The sequence below is a fragment of the Aureimonas sp. AU4 genome (assembly GCF_001463765.1).
Classification (GTDB): domain Bacteria; phylum Pseudomonadota; class Alphaproteobacteria; order Rhizobiales; family Rhizobiaceae; genus Aureimonas.
In genome coordinates this window covers 1-22362 of the sequence record NZ_BBWK01000016.1, presented here as the reverse complement: position 1 = coordinate 22362, position 22362 = coordinate 1, and the positions used below count along the sequence as shown (strand labels likewise).

Annotated in this window: 20 protein-coding genes and 2 pseudogenes; 3 read left to right on the top strand and 19 right to left on the bottom strand. The window is 66.5% G+C overall.

What is annotated here, in order from left to right; translation table 11 throughout:
- Positions 1–11: 11 nt before the first annotated feature.
- The 14 genes and pseudogenes from AUL35_RS06010 to AUL35_RS05950 form a co-directional block, all read right to left on the bottom strand.
- The gene (locus AUL35_RS06010) at positions 12–1034 is read right to left on the bottom strand and encodes a putative FMN-dependent luciferase-like monooxygenase (protein WP_062013047.1); all 1023 of its coding nucleotides are present in this window, start codon (positions 1032–1034) and stop codon (positions 12–14) included.
- Complete coding sequence (locus tag AUL35_RS06005) at positions 1031–2656, bottom strand: ABC transporter ATP-binding protein (protein ID WP_062013045.1); 1626 nt, start codon at positions 2654–2656, stop codon at positions 1031–1033. Before AUL35_RS06005 ends, AUL35_RS06010 begins: the two co-directional genes overlap by 4 nt.
- Positions 2653–3516, bottom strand: a complete 864-nt coding sequence (locus AUL35_RS06000; RefSeq protein WP_062013043.1) for an ABC transporter permease — start codon at positions 3514–3516, stop codon at positions 2653–2655. The genes AUL35_RS06005 and AUL35_RS06000 overlap by 4 nt, the downstream gene beginning before the upstream one ends.
- Positions 3513–4460 carry an ABC transporter permease gene (locus AUL35_RS05995; RefSeq protein WP_062013041.1) on the bottom strand — a complete coding sequence of 316 codons (948 nt, stop codon included), beginning with the start codon at positions 4458–4460 and terminating at the stop codon, positions 3513–3515. The genes AUL35_RS06000 and AUL35_RS05995 overlap by 4 nt, the downstream gene beginning before the upstream one ends.
- Positions 4457–6052, bottom strand: coding sequence for a TIGR04028 family ABC transporter substrate-binding protein (locus AUL35_RS05990; RefSeq protein ID WP_202814258.1), 1596 nt, complete (start codon positions 6050–6052; stop codon positions 4457–4459). The genes AUL35_RS05995 and AUL35_RS05990 overlap by 4 nt, the downstream gene beginning before the upstream one ends.
- Positions 6053–6572: 520 nt before the next feature.
- A complete protein-coding gene (locus AUL35_RS05985; protein ID WP_244493677.1) occupies positions 6573–7511 on the bottom strand; it encodes an FAD/NAD(P)-binding protein in 939 nt (312 codons plus the stop codon).
- 42 nt (positions 7512–7553) lie between these two features.
- Positions 7554–7964 (bottom strand): annotated as a pseudogene (locus tag AUL35_RS23165) (FAD/NAD(P)-binding protein); the annotation flags it as partial.
- A gap of 377 nt (positions 7965–8341) precedes the next feature.
- Positions 8342–9091 carry an ABC transporter ATP-binding protein gene (locus AUL35_RS05980; RefSeq protein ID WP_062013035.1) on the bottom strand — a complete coding sequence of 250 codons (750 nt, stop codon included), beginning with the start codon at positions 9089–9091 and terminating at the stop codon, positions 8342–8344.
- A complete protein-coding gene (locus AUL35_RS05975) occupies positions 9088–9804 on the bottom strand; it encodes an ABC transporter permease (RefSeq protein ID WP_244493675.1) in 717 nt (238 codons plus the stop codon). The genes AUL35_RS05980 and AUL35_RS05975 overlap by 4 nt, the downstream gene beginning before the upstream one ends.
- A gap of 73 nt (positions 9805–9877) precedes the next feature.
- A complete protein-coding gene (locus AUL35_RS05970) occupies positions 9878–10723 on the bottom strand; it encodes an ABC transporter permease (RefSeq protein ID WP_062013033.1) in 846 nt (281 codons plus the stop codon).
- A gap of 9 nt (positions 10724–10732) precedes the next feature.
- Complete coding sequence (locus AUL35_RS05965; RefSeq protein WP_062013031.1) at positions 10733–11791, bottom strand: ABC transporter substrate-binding protein; 1059 nt, start codon at positions 11789–11791, stop codon at positions 10733–10735.
- Between the two features lie 32 nt (positions 11792–11823).
- Positions 11824–12162, bottom strand: coding sequence for a ferredoxin family protein (locus tag AUL35_RS05960; protein WP_062013029.1), 339 nt, complete (start codon positions 12160–12162; stop codon positions 11824–11826).
- Complete coding sequence (locus tag AUL35_RS05955; RefSeq protein ID WP_280137326.1) at positions 12159–13661, bottom strand: FAD-binding protein; 1503 nt, start codon at positions 13659–13661, stop codon at positions 12159–12161. Before AUL35_RS05955 ends, AUL35_RS05960 begins: the two co-directional genes overlap by 4 nt.
- Before the next feature lie 144 nt (positions 13662–13805).
- Entirely contained in the window at positions 13806–14780 is a 975-nt protein-coding gene (locus AUL35_RS05950; protein ID WP_062013025.1) for a cation diffusion facilitator family transporter, read from the bottom strand.
- A 151-nt stretch (positions 14781–14931) separates the two neighbouring features.
- On the opposite strand from AUL35_RS05950, the gene AUL35_RS05945 reads away from it, so the two are divergent.
- Positions 14932–15420, top strand: coding sequence for a CreA family protein (locus tag AUL35_RS05945; protein WP_062013023.1), 489 nt, complete (start codon positions 14932–14934; stop codon positions 15418–15420).
- A gap of 33 nt (positions 15421–15453) precedes the next feature.
- On the opposite strand, the gene AUL35_RS05940 is transcribed toward AUL35_RS05945, so the two are convergent.
- The 4 genes and pseudogenes from AUL35_RS05940 to AUL35_RS05930 all read right to left on the bottom strand — a co-directional run bounded on the left by AUL35_RS05940 (position 15454) and on the right by AUL35_RS05930 (position 18447).
- Positions 15454–15759: a DUF1330 domain-containing protein gene (locus tag AUL35_RS05940; protein WP_156417860.1), complete on the bottom strand. Its 306-nt coding sequence runs from the start codon at positions 15757–15759 to the stop codon at positions 15454–15456.
- A 61-nt stretch (positions 15760–15820) separates the two neighbouring features.
- A pseudogene (locus AUL35_RS21510) lies at positions 15821–16213 on the bottom strand (GGDEF domain-containing protein); the annotation flags it as partial.
- A complete protein-coding gene (locus AUL35_RS05935; protein WP_062013021.1) occupies positions 16188–18119 on the bottom strand; it encodes an AAA family ATPase in 1932 nt (643 codons plus the stop codon). The gene AUL35_RS05935 and the pseudogene AUL35_RS21510, both read right to left, overlap by 26 nt.
- Positions 18112–18447: a DUF6634 family protein gene (locus tag AUL35_RS05930; protein ID WP_062013019.1), complete on the bottom strand. Its 336-nt coding sequence runs from the start codon at positions 18445–18447 to the stop codon at positions 18112–18114. Before AUL35_RS05930 ends, AUL35_RS05935 begins: the two co-directional genes overlap by 8 nt.
- 1031 nt (positions 18448–19478) lie before the next feature.
- Between AUL35_RS05930 and AUL35_RS05920 the strand changes: the two genes are divergently transcribed.
- Together AUL35_RS05920 and AUL35_RS05915 are read left to right on the top strand one after the other, a co-directional pair.
- Positions 19479–19751, top strand: a complete 273-nt coding sequence (locus AUL35_RS05920; RefSeq protein WP_062013016.1) for a helix-turn-helix domain-containing protein — start codon at positions 19479–19481, stop codon at positions 19749–19751.
- A gap of 386 nt (positions 19752–20137) precedes the next feature.
- The gene (locus AUL35_RS05915) at positions 20138–21892 is read left to right on the top strand and encodes a DUF6538 domain-containing protein (RefSeq protein ID WP_156417859.1); all 1755 of its coding nucleotides are present in this window, start codon (positions 20138–20140) and stop codon (positions 21890–21892) included.
- A 51-nt stretch (positions 21893–21943) separates the two neighbouring features.
- Here AUL35_RS05915 and AUL35_RS22850 read toward each other — a convergent pair.
- Positions 21944–22362, bottom strand: a 419-nt coding sequence (locus AUL35_RS22850) for a hypothetical protein (protein WP_244493673.1), incomplete at its 5' end; no start/stop codon positions are given.

Genomic DNA, 22362 nt, shown 5'->3' with positions numbered 1-22362 from the left:
TGGTTCGGATGTCAGACGGCGCGGGCTAGGACCGGACGCGGTCTGTCCCGCCAGCCCAGCGCAGGAGCGACCTCCGCGGCAAAGAGCTCGATCGAGCGCAGGATCGACGCGTGCGGCGGATCGATTGAATGGACCTGCATTGACACTTCGGTCGCATGCTTGAGCGTCGCATCGCGTGACAGACTTTCCGCCACCTCGTCGGGCGTGCCGACATGGCTGTCGAATGTGCGCAGGAGATCGTCGAGACTGTCGCCGAGCAGCACGTGTCCGTGAGCCGCGAAGTGAGCCGCTACCCGCCGCAGGCCGATCTCAGCCAGACGCCGCGCCTCGTCGCGCCGGTCGGCGACGAAGACGCTGCGCGAGGCGAGGATACGCGGCGCGACGCCCGGCGGAAGGGCGGCGTGATAGGCCTCGATGATCGGAAGCTGAAGTTCGGCGAGCGCCAGATCCGGTCGGCCCTCGGGGCGCGGCTGCGTGCGCGACAGGAGCAGCCCGTCGCCGGCCTCGCCCGCGCGCTGGCCGCCCGGCGCGGAGAAGGTCGCCTGCCAGACGCGCCGGTCGAGATCGCCGGCCGAGGGGTAGAGCCGGTTGTCGCCGCCCAACGCTTCGCCGCGCAGCGCCCGGCGAAGCGTCTCGACCTTGCGCCCGAAGATCGCGCCCCGCTCCGCGCTGTCGAGAGCGAAGGCGGCGAAGGACGACGCGGTCCCCCCGGAACCAAGGCCCAGTTCCAGCCGTCCGCCGGACAGGGCGTCCAGCACGGAGGCATCCTCGGCGACGCGAACCGGCTCGTCGAGCGGCAACGTCACGATGCCGGTTCCCAACCGGATCCGGGAGGTCACCGCAGCCACGTTGGCCAGGAACACGAAGGGCGAGGGCTGGCCGCCTTCGTCGCGGTTGAAGTGGTGCTGCGCGATCCAGGCCGTGTCGAAGCCGAGACGCTCGGCATGAACGATCTGCTCGCGGGCCAGCCGATACCGTTCAGCCGGCTCGGCGTCGTCGAGAATGCGGGTGAAGAAACCGATGCGCTTGGTCATGTGGATGCGACCTCATGGGAGGATGTCGGTCGGGCGCGACCCGGGATGGCGTCGATGAGCTCGCGCGTGTAGGCAGCGGAGGGACGAACGAAGACGTCCTCGACGCACCCTTCCTCGACGACCTTTCCTGCCCGAAGGACGCTGACGGTATCGGCGATCGCCCTTACGACGGCGAGGTCGTGCGAGATGAAGAGGTAGGTGAGCCCAAGGTCGCGCTGCAACTCGTCGAGGAGCCGCAGGATCTGTGCCTGAACGGTGACGTCGAGCGCCGACACAGCCTCGTCGAGCACGAGGACGCGGGGGCGCAGGATCAGCGCGCGAGCGATCGCCACGCGCTGGCGCTGGCCACCGGACAGGGCGGCGGGATACCGCTCGGCGAGATCGGCGGGCAGGTGGACACGCTCGAGGATGGCGGCCACCCGACCACGGCGTTCCGCGCGGGGAACGGGCTCGAAGTTCAGAAGCGGCTCCTCCACGATCTCGCGCACGCTCTGGTGCGGATCGAGCGAAGCGAAGGGGTTCTGGTAGACAAGCTGGATCGTCCGCCGGAAGCTGCGCAACGCCGCTCCCCTCAGTTTCGCGACGTCCTGGCCGGCGACCGCGACGCGACCCGCGGTGGGCTGGAGCAGGCCGAGCACGGCGCGGCCCGTCGTGGTCTTGCCGGAGCCGGACTCGCCGACGAGAGCGTGGGTCGTACCGGATGCGATGCGAAACCCGATGCCGTCGACGGCTCGGGACCGCCCGTGGCTTGTCGGGAAATCATGCACCAGCCCAACCACCTCAACGATCGGGGGCTCGTCGATCCGAGTGGGGGGCCGCCGCGTCGGCGCAGCGAAGGCCGGCGCGTCGCCGAGCAGGCGCTGCGTATAGGTTTCGCGCGGCGCGGCAAGGAGAGAGCGTGCGTCCCCCTGTTCGACGATCCGGCCGCCGCGCATCACCACGATGCGGTCGGCCCGGTCGGCCGCGACCGCCAGATCATGCGTGACGAGAAGGACGGCCGTCCCGTGCTCGCGGCGTAGCTCGTCGATGAGGTCCAGGATGCGGCGCTGGACCGTGACGTCGAGCGCGGAGGTCGGCTCATCGGCGATCACGAGGCGCGGCTTCAGCGCCAGGGCGATGGCGATCAGCACGCGCTGCTTCATGCCGCCCGACAGCTCGTGCGGATACTGTGCGAACCGCAGTTCCGGCTGGGACAGGCCTACGCGCCGAAGAAGGTCGAGCACCTCGGCGCGGATGGTGCGTCTGTCGCGATGCCCGTGGAGGCGGAAAACCTCCCCAAGTTGCGTTCCGATCGTCTGCACAGGATCGAGCGAGGAGCCGGGGTCCTGAGGGATCAGGCTGACGACCCGGCCGCGCAGGGCGGACAGGCGGCGGTCCGACCAGCCGGACACATCCTCGCCGCCGAGGAGTACGCGGCCGCTTTCGACGCGCCCGTTGGCCGGCAGGAGGCCGATGACGGCCTGGGCGGTCGTGGTCTTGCCGGATCCCGACTCGCCGACCAACGCTACGACCTCGCCCGGCCGGACCGCGAAGTCGACGCCTTGGATCACCGCGCGGCCATCGTAGCTCACGCTCAGGCCCTCGATGCGAAGGGGCGGGATGCTTGCGTGTGCGGCGCTCACCGGCCGCCTCCCGACAGGGCGCGGCCGACGCGGTTGGCGGCGAGCACGACGACGATGGTGGCGAGACCCGGGAAGACCGTGAGCCACCACGCGCGGGCCATGTAGTTGCGTCCCTCCGCGATCATGAGACCCCATTCGGGGGTCGGCGGCGGTGCGCCGTATCCAAGGAAGCCGAGCGCCGAGATCTGGAGGATCGCCCAGCCGAGTTGGAGGGCGGCATAGGCGAGAACCGTCGTCATCGAGTTCGGCAGGACGTGGCGCCACAGGACGGCGGCGAAGGTGCCGCCCGAGCCGAAGGCGGCCTCCACGTAGTCGGACCGCCGGACCGTCATCACCTCGGAACGCACGAGGCGCGCGAAGCTCGCCACCGACGTGATCCCGACGGCGACCGCCACCTGCACGTGGCCGAAGCCGAGGATGACGATGAAGGCGAGCGACAGGAGCAGGGTCGGGATCGCCAGCATGACGTCGACGAGACGCATCAGCACGCCGTCCGTCCGGCCGCCGAGCGCACCGGCCAGGAGGCCGATCAACGTTCCCAGACCGAGGCCGATCCCGACCGCGATCGCGGCGCCGGACAGGGAGTAGCGGGCGCCGTGGACGATCCGGGCGTAGACGTCGCGGCCGAGTTCGTCGGTTCCGAGCCAATGGGTGAATGAGGGCGGCTTCAACTGCTGCCCGGCCAAGCCCGTGACTGCGCTGTGCTCGCTGAAGAGCGAGGGCGCGACGGCGAACAGGACCGCGATCGCCAGCATGGCTGCGGACAACAGGAGAGCGATCGGCGGGCGCCGCAGGCGGCCCGGCCGGAAGGTTCGGGGCTTGGCATCCCGGAGCGGTGCGACGGAGGACACGGTGCTCATGCGGTTGCCTCGGCAACGCGGCGAAGGCGGGGATCCACCAGGGGGTAGAGGAGGTCGACGAGGAGGTTGACCGCGACGAACCCGAACGCCGCGACCACCACGATCGCCTGGAGGACGGCAGCATCCTGGTTGCGCACGGAGCGCTCGGCGAGACGGCCGATGCCGTTGAGGCCGAACACGGTCTCGGTCACGACCGCGCCCGCCAGAAGCTCGCCGAACAGGAGGCCGGCGATGGTGAGGACGGGCAGGAGCGCGTTGCGCAGCGTATGGCGCAGGAGGACCTGAGGCCGCGTCGCGCCCTTGGCGCGGGCGACGGTGACGAAGCCCTGGGTTGAGAGGGCATCGAGATTGCGCAGGAGGATCTGCGCGATCGGCGCGGAGATGGGAACCGCGATGGCCGCGACCGGAAGGATCAGGCGCTCCCAAGGTCCCGGGGCGATGACCGATACGAGTCCGAGTCGGAAGGATACGATCTGCACGAGCACGATGCCGAGCCAGAAGACGGGGATCGAGACGAACAGGCCGGGAAGCCCCGCGAAGGTATCCCGCAGGAAGCGGAAGGGCGTCAGCGTCGCGAGAAGCGTGACCGCCAACGCGAGGGTCACAGCCGCGGCGAAGGCAAGGCCCGAGAGCCAGAGGGTCGCGGGTAGGTTGGCTGCGATCTCGCCGGCGACCGAGGCGCCCGAGGCGATCGAGAAGCCGAAGTCGCCCGCGAGGAAGCCGACGAGCGTGCGCAGATATTGGGTCCAGACCGAATCGTCCGCGCCGTAGAAGGCGCGGATGTTCGCCACCGCCTCCGGGCTCAGCCCCATGTCGCCGCCGACGAAGCGGATCAGCACCGCGTCGCCCGGCATGAGCTGGAGCAGCACGAAAGAGGTCGTGAAGGCCGCCCAGAGGACGAAGGCCGCCTGTGCAAGGCGACCTAAGACGAGACGTCCGGTCATTTATCGAGCCAGACGCCGTAGAAGCTCGGGCGACCGACGGCCTCGAAGGAAATGCCCTTCACGTAGGGCGCCGAGCCGTAGACTTGCGGCTCCTCGAAGATCGGGATCGCGTAGGCCTCGTCCACGACGTAGCGCTGGACGTCGCCGGCCAGCGCCAGGCGCTTCTCCGGATCGGTCTCCGCCGCGATGCCCTCGAGCAGTCCGTTCAGCTTGTCGTCCCGGAAGCTCTTCACCTTATCGCTGACGCCGCCGGTCTGGAGGAGGACGTTGCGGTTCTTGGGGTAGTACTGGCTCTTCAGGACGTCGGGATCGGCGCGGCCCACCATCGCCGGCGAGACGGCGGTCTTGGCGGGATCGAGGTTGTCGGCGACCGCCGAGCCCGCGTCGCCGCCGAGCACGTTCAGCTTGACGCCGAGCGTCCCCCATTGTTGGGCGACGAGCTGGAGGGCCGCCTTGTTCTGCGGCTGCGGCAAGGACTCGTAGGCGGTGAGTTCGAGGCGCTGTCCGTCCTTCTCGCGCAGACCTGACCCACCGACCTTCCAGCCGGCCTCGTCGAGAAGGGAGGCGGCCTCGGCCGCATCGAAGCCGAGCCTGTCGGAGAGGTCGACGTAGCCGAGCGCGGTCGAGGCGATCACCGAGGTCGCCACCGGGTAGTTGGGCGAGAACAGGGTTTGGACGATGGCCTGGCGGTCGGTCCCGTGCAGCAGCGCCCGGCGAACCTTCGCGTCAGCCACCAAGGGGTTGTCCGGCCGGAAGACGATGGAATTGTTGACGCCGCGCGTCGAGGGAGCGGCGATCGTGAATCCCTGCGATGTCAGCCCCTCCTCGTCATAGGCCTGGATCTGCCGCACGACGTCGCCCTGTCCCGCGGTGAGGGCACCGATCCGCACCCCGTCCTCGGGTACGATCACGTAGCGGATCCCGTCGAGGTAGGGGCGACCCTGATGCACGAGCTTCGCGGGACCCCAGGCGTAGTCCTCGCGTGCCTTCAGGGCGAGCTCGGTGCCGAGCGTCTCGCTCTCCACCACGAAGGGGCCGGAACCGATGATCAGCTTGGCGTCGCCGAGCTCGGCGAAGTTGCGCTTGAGGGTGGCGGGCGCGACGAGGCCGGAGCCGATCACGGAGGTGCCCTGGAGGAAGCCGGGGCTCGGCGCCTTGAAGCGGAAGCGCACGGTGAGTGGGTCAAGAACCTCGGAGCGCTCGTAGTTGTTCACCACCTCCGAGACCGGGAAGTTGCGCTCCTTGTTGCCGAGGCCGAACGTGTCGAAGTTCAAGGCGACGGCCGCGGCGTCGAGCGGCGTGCCGTCGGAGAAGGTGACGCCGGGTCGCAGGTGGAACGTGTACTCAGTGTAGTCCGCGTTCACCTCCCAACGCTCGGCGATCCAGGGTTCGATCTCAAGCGTCTCGGGGTTCTGGTATGTCAGCTTGTCGGTGATCTGATTGAGGATCCCGCCGTTCGGATAGAAGCCGCCGGCCGGAGGGTAGAGGACGGTGTGGGGTTGCTGCTCGAGATAGATCAGCGTTCCGCCGGTCTTCGGGGCCTCCTGTGCGAGGACCGTGGACGAGGCCAGCGCTAGGACCATGGCCATCATGCCGAAGCCGCGGCGGGTCAGGACGGGGAAAGGGCTTCGGATCATGTCGGCGTTCCTTCGAAAAGACTGTCACTCTGGGCATCGGCACCGCCGACCCCGGCCCAAATGTCTATTCTTTTTGTAGATTGAAAAAGCACGTCGTTGCTGACGTCGCCCCGAGATGGGAAAAGACATTCCAGTTTCCGCTGCAAAGCATCGAACCCTGCGGCTGGCCGAACGCTCTCGCGATTGGTCGAACCCTTGCGCCGTTCCAAAAATGACCGCGCCTGCCGTCACGATCCGCGCTCGGTTGCGATCACCCGAGCCATGGGCGCCCTATCCGCTGCCGCAAACAGGTCAACTTGAACCCGCTCAGATCGCGTCAGGCGGGAGGCCGTCGATCGAGGCGCCTGAGTCCTCCCTCTGTGAGAGAAGGGGAACAGTTGTCTGTCCTGAAGCACGAGGCGGCGGTACGTTTCGGGCGTCGATGCCTTCCTGCCGCGTCCGAACCTTTACGGCATGGGTCGACCGACGCCCTCGATCATGCGTTGGAAGATGGGCTCGCCGCTGACCGAGACCGGCTCGTTCGCACGCTTTCCACCAACGTCGCGGCAAGCTTCCCGCACTGGACTCGGATGTCGGGGACGGCCGTAATCTCCCAGAAACGCGCCCGCGTCACTGGCCCGACGGCGAATAGGCGTGACGAGGGCGTGCCTTCCTCGTCGATAACCGAACCGTCCTCTTGCACATCGATCCCGATGCCGAGCGGGTCGAGGCGAGCGCGACCTTTCTGGATCAGCTCGGCAACGAGATGGCCGCTGCCGGTGGTAGGATCGCGAAGGATACCGGTGCAGTCGATGATGCGATCCGCGGGAACCGTTCGCGTTTCTCCTCCGCGCTCGGTCAACGTGACGCGGGATCCATGTCCTGTAAGCGAACCGGGATGGATGCGACCTGCCACCACCCGCAACTGTCCCGATGCCATGGCATCGCGGATCATGCGGGCGGCCTGCGGCGCCATCCGATGACGGTGGACTTCCCAGAACGTGCGGCCATGGCGCAGGAAGCGGCGTCTCGTCTCGATCGGCATGGACTGCCAGAGAGTGCCCATGTGGGGGCGCAACGCGTCCACGACGCCGCGCCAGTCGCCGCCGTGTTCGGACGCAATCCGAGCTACGTCGCGCAGCCAGCGTGTCAGCTCCGAGAGACGGGCGCCGAAGGGGACGTCGGCGGCCTCGATCCGGATCGTTGCCGCCGATGCGTGGATTTGAGGCAACAGGCCCCGGCGCGATACCGCGGTGATCGGCCCGCGATGGCCTCGGTGTCTCAGAAGCGCGACGTTGTCGACCATCGACAGTCCGGTGCCGAGTATGAGAACCGCATCGTCAGGAGCGATCGACAGTTCGTCCGCGCTGCACCAAGGACCAGAGATGCGGGCGCCGGATGCATGCCGGGGCTCGGCATGTCCCGTCGCGAGCACGACTGCGTCGGCCTCCTCCTCGCTCCCGTCCGCAAGGATCGCGCGGATCGCTCCCGGCGTCTTCTCCAGCCGGACGCACTGGCCATGTACGACGCGAAGGCGACCGTCGCTACGATTCGCCCAGGGATCCAGGAGACCGCGTAGATAGTCCCGGTAGACGCGGCGCGGGACGAAGCCGGCGGGATCGAGAAGGTCCTGCGTATGGTCTTGGCTGTTGTCGCGAAGCCAGCGGAGGAAGTGATCCGAATCGTCGGGGAAGGCACTCATGCCCGCGGTGCGGGTGTTGAGGAGAAGGTCGGGATGATCGGTCGAGTAGGCGATGCCGGCGCCAATCTCGGCACGGCGCTCGATGATCGTTACGGCAACCTTATTCGTATCAAGCCGAAGGAGCTGCGCTGCCAGCAAGACGCCGCTCGCGCCCCCGCCGATGATCAGGATCCGTCCGGCCAGCATCTCGTCAGGCGTCGCCGCGCGATGCCGAGGGAACCACAACAGTCCCCATGTCCGACTTCTGCATATGCCCTCGCTCACCAATTCGGCACTGATCCTCCTTATTTATCTATGAAAAAAATAGACTGTCGAGCTTGCAGTTCGTTGCATTGCCCGGTCTGCGGTTGCGTCCTCATGGCGCGTGTCATGTGTCGCCAATACCTTCCGGTATTGGCCCAGGGTCGCTGCCAAGATCATGCGATCTCGGCATCCTTTTCCCGTCGGGAACGGGCGGACCATGCATGCCGCGTGGCCGAGCATCCTTTGCGGCTCGCACCGAATGAAACGCGTCGTACGATCTGATTGCGACGCGCGCGGTCAAACAGGCATCTCCGACCGCTTTAGTGCTGCGATCCCAGGCCCGACAGAAGATGGCGTTTGAGTTCGACCAGTTCGGCACCGTTGCGGTCGCGGGGACGGGGCGCGTCGACGGCAACCGTCTCGACGATACGTCCGGGTCGAGAGGCCATGACGACCACGCGATCGGCCAGGAATAGGGCCTCCTCGATGTCGTGGGTGACGATGACGATCGAGACGGCGCGACGTTCCCAGATCCGGAGCAGTTCCTCTTGCAGGCGCATGCGGAGGAACGAGTCGAGGGCGCCGAAGGGCTCGTCCATGAGGATGACGCGCGGCTCGGTCACGAGCGCCCGGGCGATGGCCGCGCGCTGGGCCATGCCGCCCGAAAGCTGGCGGGGATAGGCTCGTGCGAATTCGGTAAGGCCGACGAGGTCGAGGTGGCGCCGAACCCGTTCGCTCCGCTCCGCCGCGTCAAGGCCGAGGCTGTCCAGCGCTAGGTCGACGTTCTCGGCCGCCGTCAGCCACGGAAACAGGCGGTGGTCCTGGAACACGAGGCCGCGGTCGGTGTCGGGCCCTACGATGTCGCGTCCCTCCGCTCTCGCGCTTCCGGAATAATCGCGGTCGAGACCGGCGACGAGTCGCAGAAGCGTGGACTTGCCGCATCCCGAAGCGCCGAGGATGGCGACGATCTCGCCCTCCTGCACGTCGAGGTTCACCCCTCTCAGCACGGGGACCGGCAGGCCATCCACCCGGTAGTCCTTCGTGACGCCGCGAAGTTCGAGCGCGCTCATCGGGACGCCTCCAGCCAGGGAAACATTCGGTTGAATGCCACGCGCGATAGCGCGTGGAGCGAAACGCCCACCCCGGCTAGGACGATGACACCGACCGCGACGAGATCCATGCGGAACTGGTCGCGCGCGCTGGCAAGGAAGCTGCCGACGCCCCGTCCGTTGCCGATGGCGTATTCGGCGCCCGCCGTGCCGATCCAAGCCGAGATCAGCGCCACTTCGACGCCGATGCGGATCGAGGGAAGTGCTGATGGCAGGACGAGCTTGAGCAGACGGGTCCGGCGCCGGAGCGCGAGCGCGTGGCCGACCTCCGCCAGCCGGGGCAGGACGTCGTGCATGCCGCGTTCGGTGGCAAGAAAGATCGGAAAGAAGCACGAGAGGGTGGTGAAGGCGATCTTAGTCGTCTCGCCGTTGCCGAACCACGCCGTCAGCAGCGGGATCCAGGCAAAGAGGGCGACCTGCCGCGCGGCGTGGAGCGAGGGCGACAGAGCACGCCCTGTGGAGCGGGAGAGTCCGCACGCGGCGCCGACGGTAAGACCGAGCAGTCCCCCCAGCACGCCTCCAGTCGCCACCCGTGCGAGGCTCTGAACGAGTGCTTCCCAGACCTGCCGTCCGTTGGGATCGAGGAAGGGGGCAAGGACGACGTCGACAGGCGAGACGGCCAGCGGTCCTGACCAGATGCCGGACGCGACCGCGGCGATCCAAAGAAGGATCACTGCTGCGGGAACCGCGGCGCCCCGGACGTATCGGAGACTTGCCGTGGTGGCAGGCGTCGGTGGGGAAGCGATCTCAGACATCGGCGCCATACCGACGCGCGACCAACCGCTCCGCATGGCGCAGGAAGGAGTCGATCGCAAAACCCGTCGCGCCGACCACGATCATCCCGGCGATCACCAGATCGAGCTGGAAGAGCGTGCGGCCCCACACCATTAGATAGCCGATGCCGTCCGTGCCGGCGAGCATCTCCACCACGACGAGCGACACGAAGGCCTGACCGACCGAGAGGCGCAGGCCGCGGAACAGGAACGGCGTGGCGGCCGGAAGCGTCAGCCGGCGGAACCGGGAGAGGGGCCGCAGGCGCATGACGTCGGCTGCCTCGGACAACTCGCGCGGGACGGCCCGCCCGCCCTCCATGGCGGCGATCGCCATCGGAACGAAGCAGGCCTTGGCGAGGATCACAATCTTCAGCGACTCCTCGATGCCGAGGACCAGGATCAGCACCGGAATCCACCCGAGGGACGGGACGGCGGCAAGGGCTCGAAAGGTTGGGCCGAAATAGTCCTCGAGCCGTTGCGATCGGGCCAGCGCCAAGCCCAAGGCAAGGCCGAGCGGCGCTCCGATTGCGAGCCCGAAGAGGATGCGCCGCGCCGATAAGGCCAGGTTAACAAACAGGTCGCCCGCTTGCGCGAGATCGACCAGGGTCTCCCAAACCAGGGACGGCGGCGGCAGGACTTGCAACGACATGAGTCCCAGACCGCTCGCCGCCTGCCACAGGCAGAGGATCGCAACCGGACCGATGAGGGTCAGAAGCCAACGAACCGCCGCCGAGTCCTTCAGGCGCAAGGGCGGGCGCCAGCGCGCTGCCGACGCCCTTTGCCTGCGTGCGGTCGTGACCGCCTTGGTCTGGAGCGACATCGCGCCGCCTCAGTTCTGGAGGGCGGCCGGCGCCGATCGTTGCGTCCAATAGTCTTGGAGAGCGAGCGACTTCAGCGACGCGTCGAGGAAACGGGAGTCGACCCAGGCGTCGAGGTCCACGTCGGCGCGGATCAGTTTCTGCTCGCGATCGAAGGCTATGCCGCTCCGGTAGCGAGCGAGGAAGAGGTTGTCGAGGCGCGGGTCGTACTTGTCGCGGAGGGACGATCCCTCGTTCGCCTTGCGGATTATCTCGACGGGGGTTCCCGCCCGGCTCCAGATCCGGAACGCCTCCTCGCGGTTCTCGTCGTGACCCAGCCACTCGGCGGCGCGAACGAGGCCGTTGACGACCTTCTGGGTCGCTTCCGGATACGCCTCGGTGAAGTCCTGCGTTCCCAGGAAGGCGCCGAAGCCGTCGCCGGAAGCGCCTTGGTCCGAGGACTTGTAGAAGACCTTGGCCAGACCCTTGGCTTCGAGTGGCAGGAGAAAGTCAGCGCCGAAGGCCGCGTCCACGCTGCCAGCGCTCAACGCGGCAAGCTGGTCGGCGTTCTTCAGGTCGACGATCGTCACGTCCTTCTCGGTAAGGCCCGCGGACTTCAGAGCCGAGATCAACCCCCAATGGATGATGGTCGCCTTCTGGATGGCGACCTTGCGGCCCTTGAGATCGGCAACGCCCTTGATGTCGATGTCGGGGCGCGACACCCCGAAGATCGTCGTGCCGCCATAGGAGGCGAGGATCCGGGTCGGAAGCCCGCGCGCCTTGCCGATGATGTTGGGCACCGCGCCGTAAGAGGCGAAGTCGAGTTGGCCGTTGGAAAGCGCCTCGTTGATCGCCGGTCCCGTCCCCGTGAAATAGGTCCATTCCAGCTTGACCGGCGTGCCCTCGAACTCGTCGGCAACGAAACCCTTGGCATCGGCGATGGCCTGGAGTCCCACACCGAAGGGTGTGCCGAAGCCGAAGCCGACGTCGCCCAAGCGGATCACCTGCGGCAAATCCTCGGCGGAAGCAGTCGCCTGGAGCGAGGTCGAAAGAAGGGCAGCGAGCGCGATGCTCGAAAGGCTGCGACGCATGGATTGGGTCCTTTGGGATGTCTGGGACGGGGTCATGGCACGATCGTGCCGGCTTCGAAGATGCGGTAGCTGAGGTCGTCGCTGGTGCCGTGGGGCTTGGCGTTGCGCCAACCCATCTCGCGCCGGAAGCTGCCGAGCACCCCGCGCGCGACGAGATCGGCCTCCGACACCACGTCGCGCTCATAGGTCAGCGGCGAGACGTAGAGGGCGTCGACCGGGCAGTAGAGCTCGCACAGGAAGCAGGTCTGGCAGTCGCCCTGCCGTGCGATGACGGGCGGGGCATCCAGCACCGCGTCGAAGACGTTGTCGGGGCAGGCGGCGACGCAGATGTCGCATTGGATGCAGCGATCGTGACTGACGAGTTCGATCACGATGCAAGCCTCCGTTCCGCGCCCGGCGTCTCCGACACCCAGGCAGCCCCGATGCCGCCGGCAAGAAGGCTGCGGGGGCCCCTCAGGTCGGCATCGGGAAAGTCAGTCCGACGCTGGAGTCCCCGGCTCTCGCGACGGGCCAGCGCGGCCGCCGTCGCCCAGCGCGCCGTCGCCAGAAGCGCCTCGGCTTCCCGGGTCCGTCCGGGCCCTCTCCAGGATCGGTCGCGCCACAGCGTCTCGAAGATCGCGGCGCTTTCCGTCAGGCTCGCCTCGTCACGGAAGAAGCCGCGGTCGAGCGGCTGCATCCGCTCCTTCACCGCCTCGATCACATGCGATGGGTTCCGCTGTTCGCTCCCGTCGTTTCCGCCAGCCGGCACGGCGGTCCGGGTATGCTTCCGGGTGCCGAGCGCCGAGGCGAACGCCGCAGCGGCCTCTCCTGCCCAAGAGCCCGTCGCCATGGCGAAGCTCGAGTTCGGACCGCCTCCACCGCTCACCGCACCGGACATGCGTTCCCGCGAGCTCGCGTCGCCCACGGCATACAGCCCGGGAACCGTCGTCCGCCCGCGGTCGTCAGCCAAGAGGCCGCCGGTACCGCGCACCGTGCCCTCGTGGCGCATCGTGACCTCGAAGCGTTGGGTGAAGGGGTCGATGCCCATCCGATCGAAGGGCACGAAGATGTTGGGCTGGCCCTTCCGGAAGCCCTCGCGCAGACGCGGCGAAGCCTTGTCGAGGATGGCGAAAACTGGACCGTCGAGAAGATGCCGCGCGATGCCGTGACGGTTTCCGGCAAGGTCGAGCGCTTGGCCCGACGCGTCGGAGAAGGTCGCCCAGAAGTATACGACGCCTTTCGTGACACCGGAATTGGCTGGCGAGATCCCGTATTGCGCCGAGAACTCCATGCCGGAAAGGTGCGCTCCCGCCTCGGCCCCAAGCAGGTAACCGTCGCCGGTCAGGTTGTTGGTGCCAAGCGCGCCGCTGAGGAAGGCGCATCCTCCCGTTGCGATCACCACGGCGCCTGCCCGGACCGTCCAGCGCTCGCCCGTTCGGCGATCGTAACCCGTTGCCCCCGAGACGATGCCATCAGAGACAAGAAGACCATCGGAGGGGCATTGGTCGCGCAGTGCAACGCCGCCCTTGATTAGGCGTTGTCGCATGAAGCGCAGGTAGTCGACGCCACGCAGCATGCCGCGGTACGGCCGGCCGTCCTCGTAGGATGGGAACGGGTAACCCCAGTCGGCCAGTCGGTCGAGGTTCTCCTTCGTGCGGTCGAGGACGCGCTCGATGAACGTGGGGTTGGCAAGCCCTTGCCCCAGGCGCACACGCTGCTCGACCGACATGCGGCGCTCGGCCGTACCCCGCGCCGTGTAGATGATCGTCGTGTTGCCGGAGGCGGTCGCACCACCCGTGCCGACGTACCCTTTCTCGACCAGCATCACCGAGGCGCCGGCTTCCAACGCCGACATGGCTGCCCAGCATCCGGCGGGGCCGCCCCCAATCACCAGTACATCAACCAGTTCCACCACGATCTACCCCTTCGAACTGCCATCAATCTACTCATCTAGTAGACAGTCAGGCCAGGGATTCCCGTGTCGATCTATGCCATCGATTGAGAAGGGATTTTCGTCGATAGCCTTAGTAACGGCTCAAACGGATTGGCCCGCAGTTTCGCTCGCCGCGACCTTCTTGGCACGCTCGATGCTCCTGCGGTGGGCATCGAAGCTCTGCGCCTCGATGAACACGCGCGTCACTTCCGGGTGCGCCCGCTTAACGCCGCGCTCGATGGTGGTGACGGTGTCCTCGACCGAGGCGGCCTGCATGCGGTTGTTGAAGTCGAGGCTGAGGGCGACGAGAACGTCGCGCGGACCGAAATGCATGGTCAGGAGTTCGTTGACGCGCTCGACGCCGGCGCCCCCCGCGGCGATCGCACGGATGCTGCGCCGGACCGGCGGCGCCACACCCTCGCCCGTGAGAAGGCCCTGGCATTCGTAGGCGAGGAAGGCCGCCGTCGCGCCGAGGATGAGGCCGATCACGACGGACGCGACCCCGTCGAGGACGGGCATGTCGAGCGCCTGCGAGAGGTAGATGCCGACAAGGGCGGCCAGGAGCCCGAGAAGCGCCGCGGAGTCCTCGAACAGGACCGTGAACACCGTCGGATCCTTGCTGGCCCGCACGGCCTCGATCCAGCCGCGCTCGCCCTTCTCGCTCCGGAACGCCCGCAGCGCGACGATCCAGACGCTCCCCTCGAAGAGGATGCCGAGCCCCAGCACCACGTAGTTCACCCAGGCGTCCTCCACCGGGTGCGGGCTGCGGATCTTGGCGATGCCCTCAAAGATCGACACGCCGGCCCCCAGGCCGAAGATGAGGACCGCCACCACGAACGCCCAGAAGTACAGGCGAAGTCCGAAGCCGAACGGGTGATCGGGGGTCGGGGGCTTGGCCGACTGCCGCAGGCCGTAGAGGAGGAGGATCTGGTTGCCCGTGTCGACCACGGAATGGACGCCCTCGGACAGCATCGCGGACGACCCGGTGTAGGCCGCTGCGGCGAACTTGGTCGCGGCCACCAGCGCGTTCCCCGCCAGCGCCGCGTAGATGACCGTCTTCGAGCCATGAGATGCCATGGGTTCCCGTTCCGGGCTCGCGCCCTCTGTCGAGGTCGGCCCGCCGGGGAAGGGGATGGCTGACGTCTGCGTGATCCGTCTTCATGTGTGGCCAGCGACAGCGATGTCGAGTGACCTACCTAACGCACTCTCTGCAACCCGTTGGGACCTCATGAAGCGTCTTGTTGCTCTGTTCCTCCTGCTGGCCTGCGTCCCAGCCTCCGCCCGCGACATCGGGGAGGTGTCGACGGCCTTCAAGCTCATCGGCCCGAACCACAAGATCGTCGTGACGGCGTTCGAGGACCCGAAGGTCAAGGGCATCAGTTGCTACGTCGCTCGACCCCGCACGGGCGGCCTGCGGGGTGCCGTCGGGTTGGCCGAGGATCCCTCGATCGCCAGCGTGTCGTGCGTGCAGACGGGACCGATCTCCTACCTCGGACCGATCAGCGGCGACGAGGAGGGCGAGCAGGTCTTCGACGAAAGCCGTTCGCTGATCTTCAAGTCGCTGGAGATCGATCGGATCCTCGACCGGGAGAACGGGAGTCTCGTCTACGTCGCGCGGACCACCCGACTGATCGACGGGTCGCCCAGCACCTCGCTGTCGGTCGTCGCCCCGATGGCCTGGAACGGGACGCAGCCGGCCGCTCCCCAGGTTCGCTGACTGGATGCATCAGCTACCAATCATTCCGCGACCTCAGGTGCTGGCGTCATTCTCCTTCAGGGGTTGCAGATGGATGTCGGCGATCGCCGACGATCCGACCTTGAACGCGGCCTGATAGTCTGGGTCGGCCACCATGTCGGCGAACGCCGGTCGACGTGGGTACTGAACCAGGACGACCGCATCCCAGGCTTCGTGCGATCCGGTCGTCAGAACGGGCAGACCGTCGCCGCCGAACAGGATCCGTGCGCCGAACCGTGCGAGGATCGGCCTCGCCATCGCGATGGACTCCCCGTACCGCTGCCGACCCCCATCGGGCTGGAAGCGGATGAGGTTCAGCATGACGACAGGAGTGGCGTCCGCTTGCCGCCATCAGCGCGCTCGCGCCGACACCCGGAGCCCAAGTCGCCGCCCCCAGACTGATCTGCACCGGTACCGTGATGTTGCCGCACGTCATCTCCGCCCCGAACTGGCGCTGCATGCGCTTGGTCGCCACCGCAACCGTCCCCTCCGTTGCGGCCGACACGATGGCGGTGAACTCGTCGCCGCCGATCCGCGCCAACTGGTCCGTCTCGCGGATGCCGTCCCGTAGGCGTTCGGCCGTTTGCCGCAGCACCTCGTCCCCGACGCCGTGGCCGAAGCGGTCGTTGATCGACTTGAACTGGTCAAGATCGGCGAGGATTATCGAGAAGGGCCGCTGGGTAGATCCGGCCTGTCGGAGCGTCAATCGACAAACAAAATTCACCCAAGAGGAAGTCGACGGGTACCGATCAAGCGATCTGGATGTCACGCTCATCTGACAGTTCCTTCGCAACACTCTCGACTTCGGCGCGCCGCCGTTGGACATGCGCCTTCGCCTCGCGGAGGCACTTCGACAACAGTTGCTCAACCCGTTCCGCAAGGCCCAAGACATCGTCTTCGGCAGGCGACGTACCCATCGGCACTGACGACAGCCGCTTGCCAAGACCCAACGAGCGCTCCGCCGACCGCGCGAGTTGCGTCGCCCTGACGAGGTCTGCGTCCGCCGCTCCGCCCGAGCCGACACCCCGGGAGCCGAGCAGAACCTCCTCGGCCGCCACGCCTGCCAACAGCATGACGATGGTGGCCTCAACGCTCTCGCGAGTCGTGTCGAACCCCTCGATGACGTTCAGCTCGGTCCGAAACTCGTCACCGTTACGCATCCAGCGCCGGACGGTCGCCGATGCAGGCACGAGGCCGGAAACGGATGCTAGTTCGCTGCCGACGATGACATGCCCCGCCTCGTGGACACAGACGCGCCGGAAGGCCGCCTCGGACAGAAGGATGCCCTTCGGCACGGCGTCGGCGAGGTCACTCTCCCGCAGGGCCCGTCCGGCTCGCCGTGCCGCGGCCCGGGCCTCGCGGACGAGTTGCGCCAGGACCGCTCCCGAAACCTCGCCGATGTCCTCGGCAAGGCTGGTCAGGTCGACTTCGACGAGCTCGCCGCGCAAGTGATGCCGTAGGATGCCGACCCGTCCCTCGGCGTCGGGAAGCTCGACCCGGATGTGCCGACCGAGCCGTCCCGGACGTAGCACCGCTGTGTCGATGGCGGTTAGGTTATTGGTAGCTCCCACTACGACGACACCGGCGCGGCCGACAATGCCGTCGAGGCATTCAAGGAACCCGTTGACGACCTGGCGCTGGTAGGAGGCGTGCTCGCCCAAGGGCTCTTCGCGACTGCCGACGGAGTCCAGCTCGTCGACGAAGAGGACGCACGGTGCGGCCTTCCTCGCCTCATCGAAGGCTGCCCGCATGGCCTTCAACATGTCTCCCAAATGACCCTTGGCCTGCCAAGCGGCGACCGAGTGCGACAGGAGCGGCACGCCGCACGATCCAGCCAAGGCTTTCGCGAACAACGTCTTGCCTGTCCCCGGTGGGCCGAACAGGACAGCGCCATTCTCGATGTCACCCCAAGTCAGCGTCTTAGCTCGGTACCGCGCAAGGTCCGCGGCCAGCGACAGGCCCCAGCTCCGCGCCTCGCCCATCCCCGGCATGTCCTCGAGTCGGTCGGGCCGGTGGTCGGCCGCAGCGGCAACGGGTGTCTTGGCGGCGACACGGCGTTCGTTCTTTGCCTTGCCCTTCCTGCCGTCGCCCATGTCGACGACCCGGCGCAGCCGTCCGGCGACGGTCCACATCCGCTCCCCCGTCACACCGGGCCGCAGGACCAAGTTGAGGTGGGTCAGCGGCAGGTTCGCCAAGCGCGCAACAAGCGCGTCGTCGGGATGAAAGCCCGCGACCCGCTCGACGCATGCGGCGATCGGCTCCCGCCGGTCCGCGAGCGGCAGCACGGCGTCGGCGATCGTCGCGATCACGGCGGGGACCTGCGAGCGGGAACCGCAGAGGACGATCATCGGACGGGTGGCGACGCTGACCTCGAGCACCAACCGCTCGACGTAGTTCGGCCTCTGGCTTCCCGGGTCCGTCCAATCGTACACCTTGGCGTCGACCTGGAAGAAGTCGTCATCGCCGCCGCCGATCATTTGCTGGGCGGAAAGGTGAAGGGCCGCCGCGTCGACCGGGCGGATGCCGTAGACGACGACCAGACTGGCCTCCCGCTCCAGGGCCTGCGCGAAGCCGCCCTGTACGAACGTCGTCCGCAGGAGTTCATCGCACAGCCGCGCGGAGGGCGTCAGCCGTCCGGCGATCGAGGCGGACGCCTCGTCGAAGTCGAGACGCTTACGCATCGGTCCGCTCCGTTGCGGGTCTGCCGAGGCGATAGAAGCGGCTTTCGGTGCGGGCGAAGCCGTCCTCAAGCGAGAGGACGCGAAGCGGCGAGGTGGCGGCACTGCGACGACCTGACAGGTGGGGATGGCTATGGGGCCGGCCGACGAGGCAGGCGACAGAGCGGAGGGCAGGCGACCAGCCGTCGAGCAAGGGCGCTCGTTCCAGGACACAGGGCGGCGGCATGGCGTGGTCGCGCAGGTAGCGAAGGTCGCGCAGGAGTTCGGCGGTGCGCTCGATCTCTTGATCGAGCTCGTCCGACCACCCGACGAACGGGAGGATGACGGTCATGTGCGATGGCTCTCGCTGTGGCCGCGGCATGGCGGCATGGACTGACGTTGGGGTCGGTGTCAGTCGCCTCGCCGTATCGAACTCCCCCGCGACTGGACGACCCCATTCGGCGACAGGAGGGCAGAACGGGTTTCAGTTTCCGCGAACTGCTGCCCGCTAGTTGACGAGGCAGGTTCAGGGAGCGGCGAGGTTTCGGCGACGCATCGCCGGATCCGAGCCTCGAATTCGGTGGCAGTCCGTTGCACGACAGCCGTTGCGATGCCGCCCGGTTCGACGTTGCCCCCTCCCTGCCGCGATGCTCTCAAGTAGGCGGTTCTAAGGAGCCATCCCAGGCTTTGCCAAACGACGTCCGCCCCGTCCCCCTCTGCCTCCCAATCCTGAAAGTAGGCGATCCTTACCGCGTCGAGCGCCACTGCCAGAGCGGCCTTCTCTGACCCGAGGTGCGCGAGGTAGACACGGCATCGAAGGAGCGCGCCTAGCAGTTCTGGGTGCTGCTGTGTCCCTGCGTCGGGTCCAACGGCATCGGCCAAGCCTTGGACGGCTCTTGGGGTAGGGCCGTCCAGGAGCCTGACCAGCGCCGGGCGAATTCGTTCCGCGACCGAAGGGTCCTCTAGCGCCGCGCACCAAGCCAGCAACTCCCGCGCGAACTCGACCGAATCCTTGGCGATCTCGCCGGACGCGAACGGGAACCCGCGCAAAAGTTGCTCGACCGAGGGAAGGTGGCTCCCCTCAAGGGTCCGCCTTCGCAGTTCGGCGTCGGCAAGCCGACAGCGCGTCCTGACAGCCGGTCCGGGACCGGGCAAGCTCGTCGGGGCTTGCTGCTGTGCGTCCGTGATCATCATCGATTTGCCCTGGCGTGCGGCTGGTTGCCGCTCGAGAACCGTGCGCCGGACCCGAATCAGCGTGGCCCCGCCCCGCCGGGAACATTGCCAGGATACGGTATGATAGACAACATGTAATCCTTCGGGTATGTTGTATGATACTTGTCGGCTAATTGTTGACAAGGTCGCCCATGGCGGCACCTTGGTCCGGTGAGCGGGGACCCGAACATCCTGAGGGCTGCGAGGCTCCTCCTGTCGATCTCGCAGGAGGAACTCGCGAGGCTGTCCGGCGTCAGCACCCCGTCGATCAAGCGGATCGAGGGCGGCGACCGGCGCGTCCTGCTGTCGAATGTGGACGCGCTCAAGCGAGTCCTGGAGGAGCGCGGCATCGTTTTCCTGGGCGCGACCGAGACGATGGGGCCGGGTTTCAGGGTGTCTCTATCGCTCGCGGACGGCTGGGAGAGCGGGGTGCCCAAGAACTGATTCTCCTTGGGCTCGCGGATCCTATGTCGATAATGACGGCTTGGTTGTAGCCGGACGTAGGTTGCCGCCTATCGCCCGCGACGGCCCATAGGGTAGGTCGGCTTGCATGCACTTTCGCAATGGCGTTCGGCCCTAGCCGCGGTCCAAAAGGTTACGGTGACAAGGGACGCGAACTCGGCGCGATGCAACGCGCGGTGTCTGGCGGCACGATCTAATCAAGCATTGGAGATCGGTGCGAGCATTCTGTGCGGTTTATTAAGTTATTGAAAGAAAGAGCTTTTTCCGATTTGAGATCAGGCTTCTTGGATAATCGATTTCAGGATTTTTGGATGGGTTAAGTAGAATCAAGCGGTTAGCGGCATCGCGATTGATTGGAAACGACATATGTGGTCCCCCGCAAAGGGGTCTATCAGTACGTCCGCCGTGTGCCGGACGACATCGCCGACGCGTTCGCGTCTCCTCGCATCCAACGCTCGTTGCGAACGCGAATCCCCGGTGAGGCAAGGGTACGTGCAGCCGAGATCGACCAGGATATCGAGCGACAGTTTGCGGACGCACGTCGCCGGAAGGGCATCGTATCTCAACTATTGCCGACGGCTGGCTGGACTTGGGGCGAGTGGAGCCGCGTCGTCCAATGGCTGAAGGCGACTTGGCTACGCGACGATCAGAGGGAGCGGTCGAAGAAAGCGTCGGGAGCTACCTTTTCGAGCGACCGACGCGCCAAGGCGCTATTGTTGGATGATGCATCGCTGCGAGCAAAGATGGCGCTGCACAAACGTCTCCTCGCCTCCAGCATGGACTCGTACGCTCGCGAGCAGGGGGCTCGACTGAACGCATCGCTGGCAAGCATCGGTCTCATGCTTCCGCATGCCGATCCGTATCGCTCGGAGTTTATGGCAGCCTGCCTTCAGGCGGACGTTGAGGCGTTGGAGATCATGTTCCGACGGGAAGGGGGCGAGCGTATCGACCATGCCCACCCTGACAGCGTCGAGGGTCCATGGCGTAATCTCATGCCTGTTATCACGCCTCCGCTGCGTCAACTCCAACTCGCGCACGACATCGGATCCAAATTAGAACCCGAGCCGGCAGCTGTGGCGGTTACGAGCACCCCGCCGGAGGTCCAGCTCCGTTCATTGAGCGATTGCATCGACGAATGGATCAAAGAACGCCTGCGGTTGAAGAAGAAGGTGGACAGCCACCTCGTCAACGACATGCGAGCGACCACGGCATGGTTCGGCAAGTTCTCCAAGATCACATCAATCGAGGAGGTCCGTCGTCGTCATGTCATCGCGTTCCGCGACCATCTGTTCGACAAGGGTGAGTACAAGACCGCAACGATCAATAAGAAGGTCGGCTACGTGACGTCGCTGATGTCGCTGGCAGCGGGGAAGGGTTGGGTAGAGAGCGCCATCGAAGGCGGGATCTACATCGAGATCCCGAACGACGAGGACAAGCGCGACTCCTACTCGAGCGACGAGCTGACGACGCTGTTCGCGAGCCCGGTGTTCACTCACAACCAGCGTTCTGCATCCGTGAAGGCCGGCGGTGAGTTGCAATTCTGGCTGCCCCTGATCGCGTGCTGCCATGGGATGATCTCATCGGAGATCCTGCAACTCGGTCCCGACACTGTGGTGCAGCATCCCGAGGCCGAGGTTTGGTGCTTCCGGGTGACGAATGCCGGTGGGCGCATGATCAAGACCTACGCTCGTGAGCGCTACGTGCCAATCCGGCAGGAACTCATCCGGCTTGGCATCCTCGATCTGGCGGAGCGTGCCGGTAAACAGAACTGGGCGACTCTCTGGGAGGCGATGGAGCAGCCCGGATGGACCGTCTCCAACATGTCGAACTACTTTTCGGCTTACTGGACAACGTTCTCCCGGAAGCAGCTGGGAGCTGCCCCGGCTAAAAAATCCCTTTATTCGTTCCGGCATGCGTTTAAGGACGAACTTGACCGTCAGAAGGCTCCGTTGGAGATCAAACAGGCTCTGATGGGCCATGCCGACAGTGGTACGACGGGGCGTTACGGGACGAAGAGCGCGCCGAGACCTGTCAACATTCAGGTGTTGAGGTCGGTGATCGATGCAATGGACTGGAAATTCCTGACGGAGGTTCGGCACAAAAGCCGCGACACGCAGCGTTGATTGGCGTCCTGGCACCCAGGGTTCCAGCAACCTCCTATCACATACGCAGCGTCACTCCTCCCGGAACTCAGCCGGCACCTCGCCGAAGCGGCTGAGCACGACTGGCTCCTTCAACACCTCGCACGTGTCGGTATCAACCGTGTGTTGGATCGCGACCACGCCGACCGCGGCCTGCGACGCTCGCTCGGCCCGTGCCACCGCCTCGTCCGCTGTGCGGAAGTCGAGCGCTCTGCCGCCGATCAGGCGCTTCCCGCTGCGCTCGAACAGTTGCACGATGAAGAGCGTCTTGGCGGGCATCGTCGTCTCCGGGTCGGGGCAGGATGAGACGTGTTCGTGATGCAGTAGGATGGCAAGGCTGCGTTGCCGGTTACCCACATGTCGTCCACAGGCGCGCCGACGCAGGTTGACCCGTCCCGGCGTGAGAACAGATAGTGAACGTATCGCCGGACCGATTCGGGTCCGTCGGCGTC

Bases quoted from the DNA above. Each gene is read 5' to 3' on its own strand.
- AUL35_RS06010 (WP_062013047.1), bottom strand. From the start codon at position 1,034: ATGACCAAGCGCATCGGTTTCTTCACCCGCATTCTCGACGACGCCGAG.
- AUL35_RS06000 (WP_062013043.1), bottom strand. From the start codon at position 3,516: ATGAGCACCGTGTCCTCCGTCGCACCGCTCCGGGATGCCAAGCCCCGA.
- AUL35_RS05995 (WP_062013041.1), bottom strand. From the start codon at position 4,460: ATGACCGGACGTCTCGTCTTAGGTCGCCTTGCACAGGCGGCCTTCGTC.
- AUL35_RS05990 (WP_202814258.1), bottom strand. From the start codon at position 6,052: ATGATGGCCATGGTCCTAGCGCTGGCCTCGTCCACGGTCCTCGCACAG.
- AUL35_RS05980 (WP_062013035.1), bottom strand. From the start codon at position 9,091: ATGAGCGCGCTCGAACTTCGCGGCGTCACGAAGGACTACCGGGTGGAT.
- AUL35_RS05970 (WP_062013033.1), bottom strand. From the start codon at position 10,723: ATGTCGCTCCAGACCAAGGCGGTCACGACCGCACGCAGGCAAAGGGCG.
- AUL35_RS05965 (WP_062013031.1), bottom strand. From the start codon at position 11,791: ATGCGTCGCAGCCTTTCGAGCATCGCGCTCGCTGCCCTTCTTTCGACC.
- AUL35_RS05950 (WP_062013025.1), bottom strand. From the start codon at position 14,780: ATGGCATCTCATGGCTCGAAGACGGTCATCTACGCGGCGCTGGCGGGG.
- AUL35_RS05945 (WP_062013023.1), top strand. From the start codon at position 14,932: ATGAAGCGTCTTGTTGCTCTGTTCCTCCTGCTGGCCTGCGTCCCAGCC.
- AUL35_RS05940 (WP_156417860.1), bottom strand. From the start codon at position 15,759: ATGCTGAACCTCATCCGCTTCCAGCCCGATGGGGGTCGGCAGCGGTAC.
- AUL35_RS05935 (WP_062013021.1), bottom strand. From the start codon at position 18,119: ATGCGTAAGCGTCTCGACTTCGACGAGGCGTCCGCCTCGATCGCCGGA.
- AUL35_RS05930 (WP_062013019.1), bottom strand. From the start codon at position 18,447: ATGACCGTCATCCTCCCGTTCGTCGGGTGGTCGGACGAGCTCGATCAA.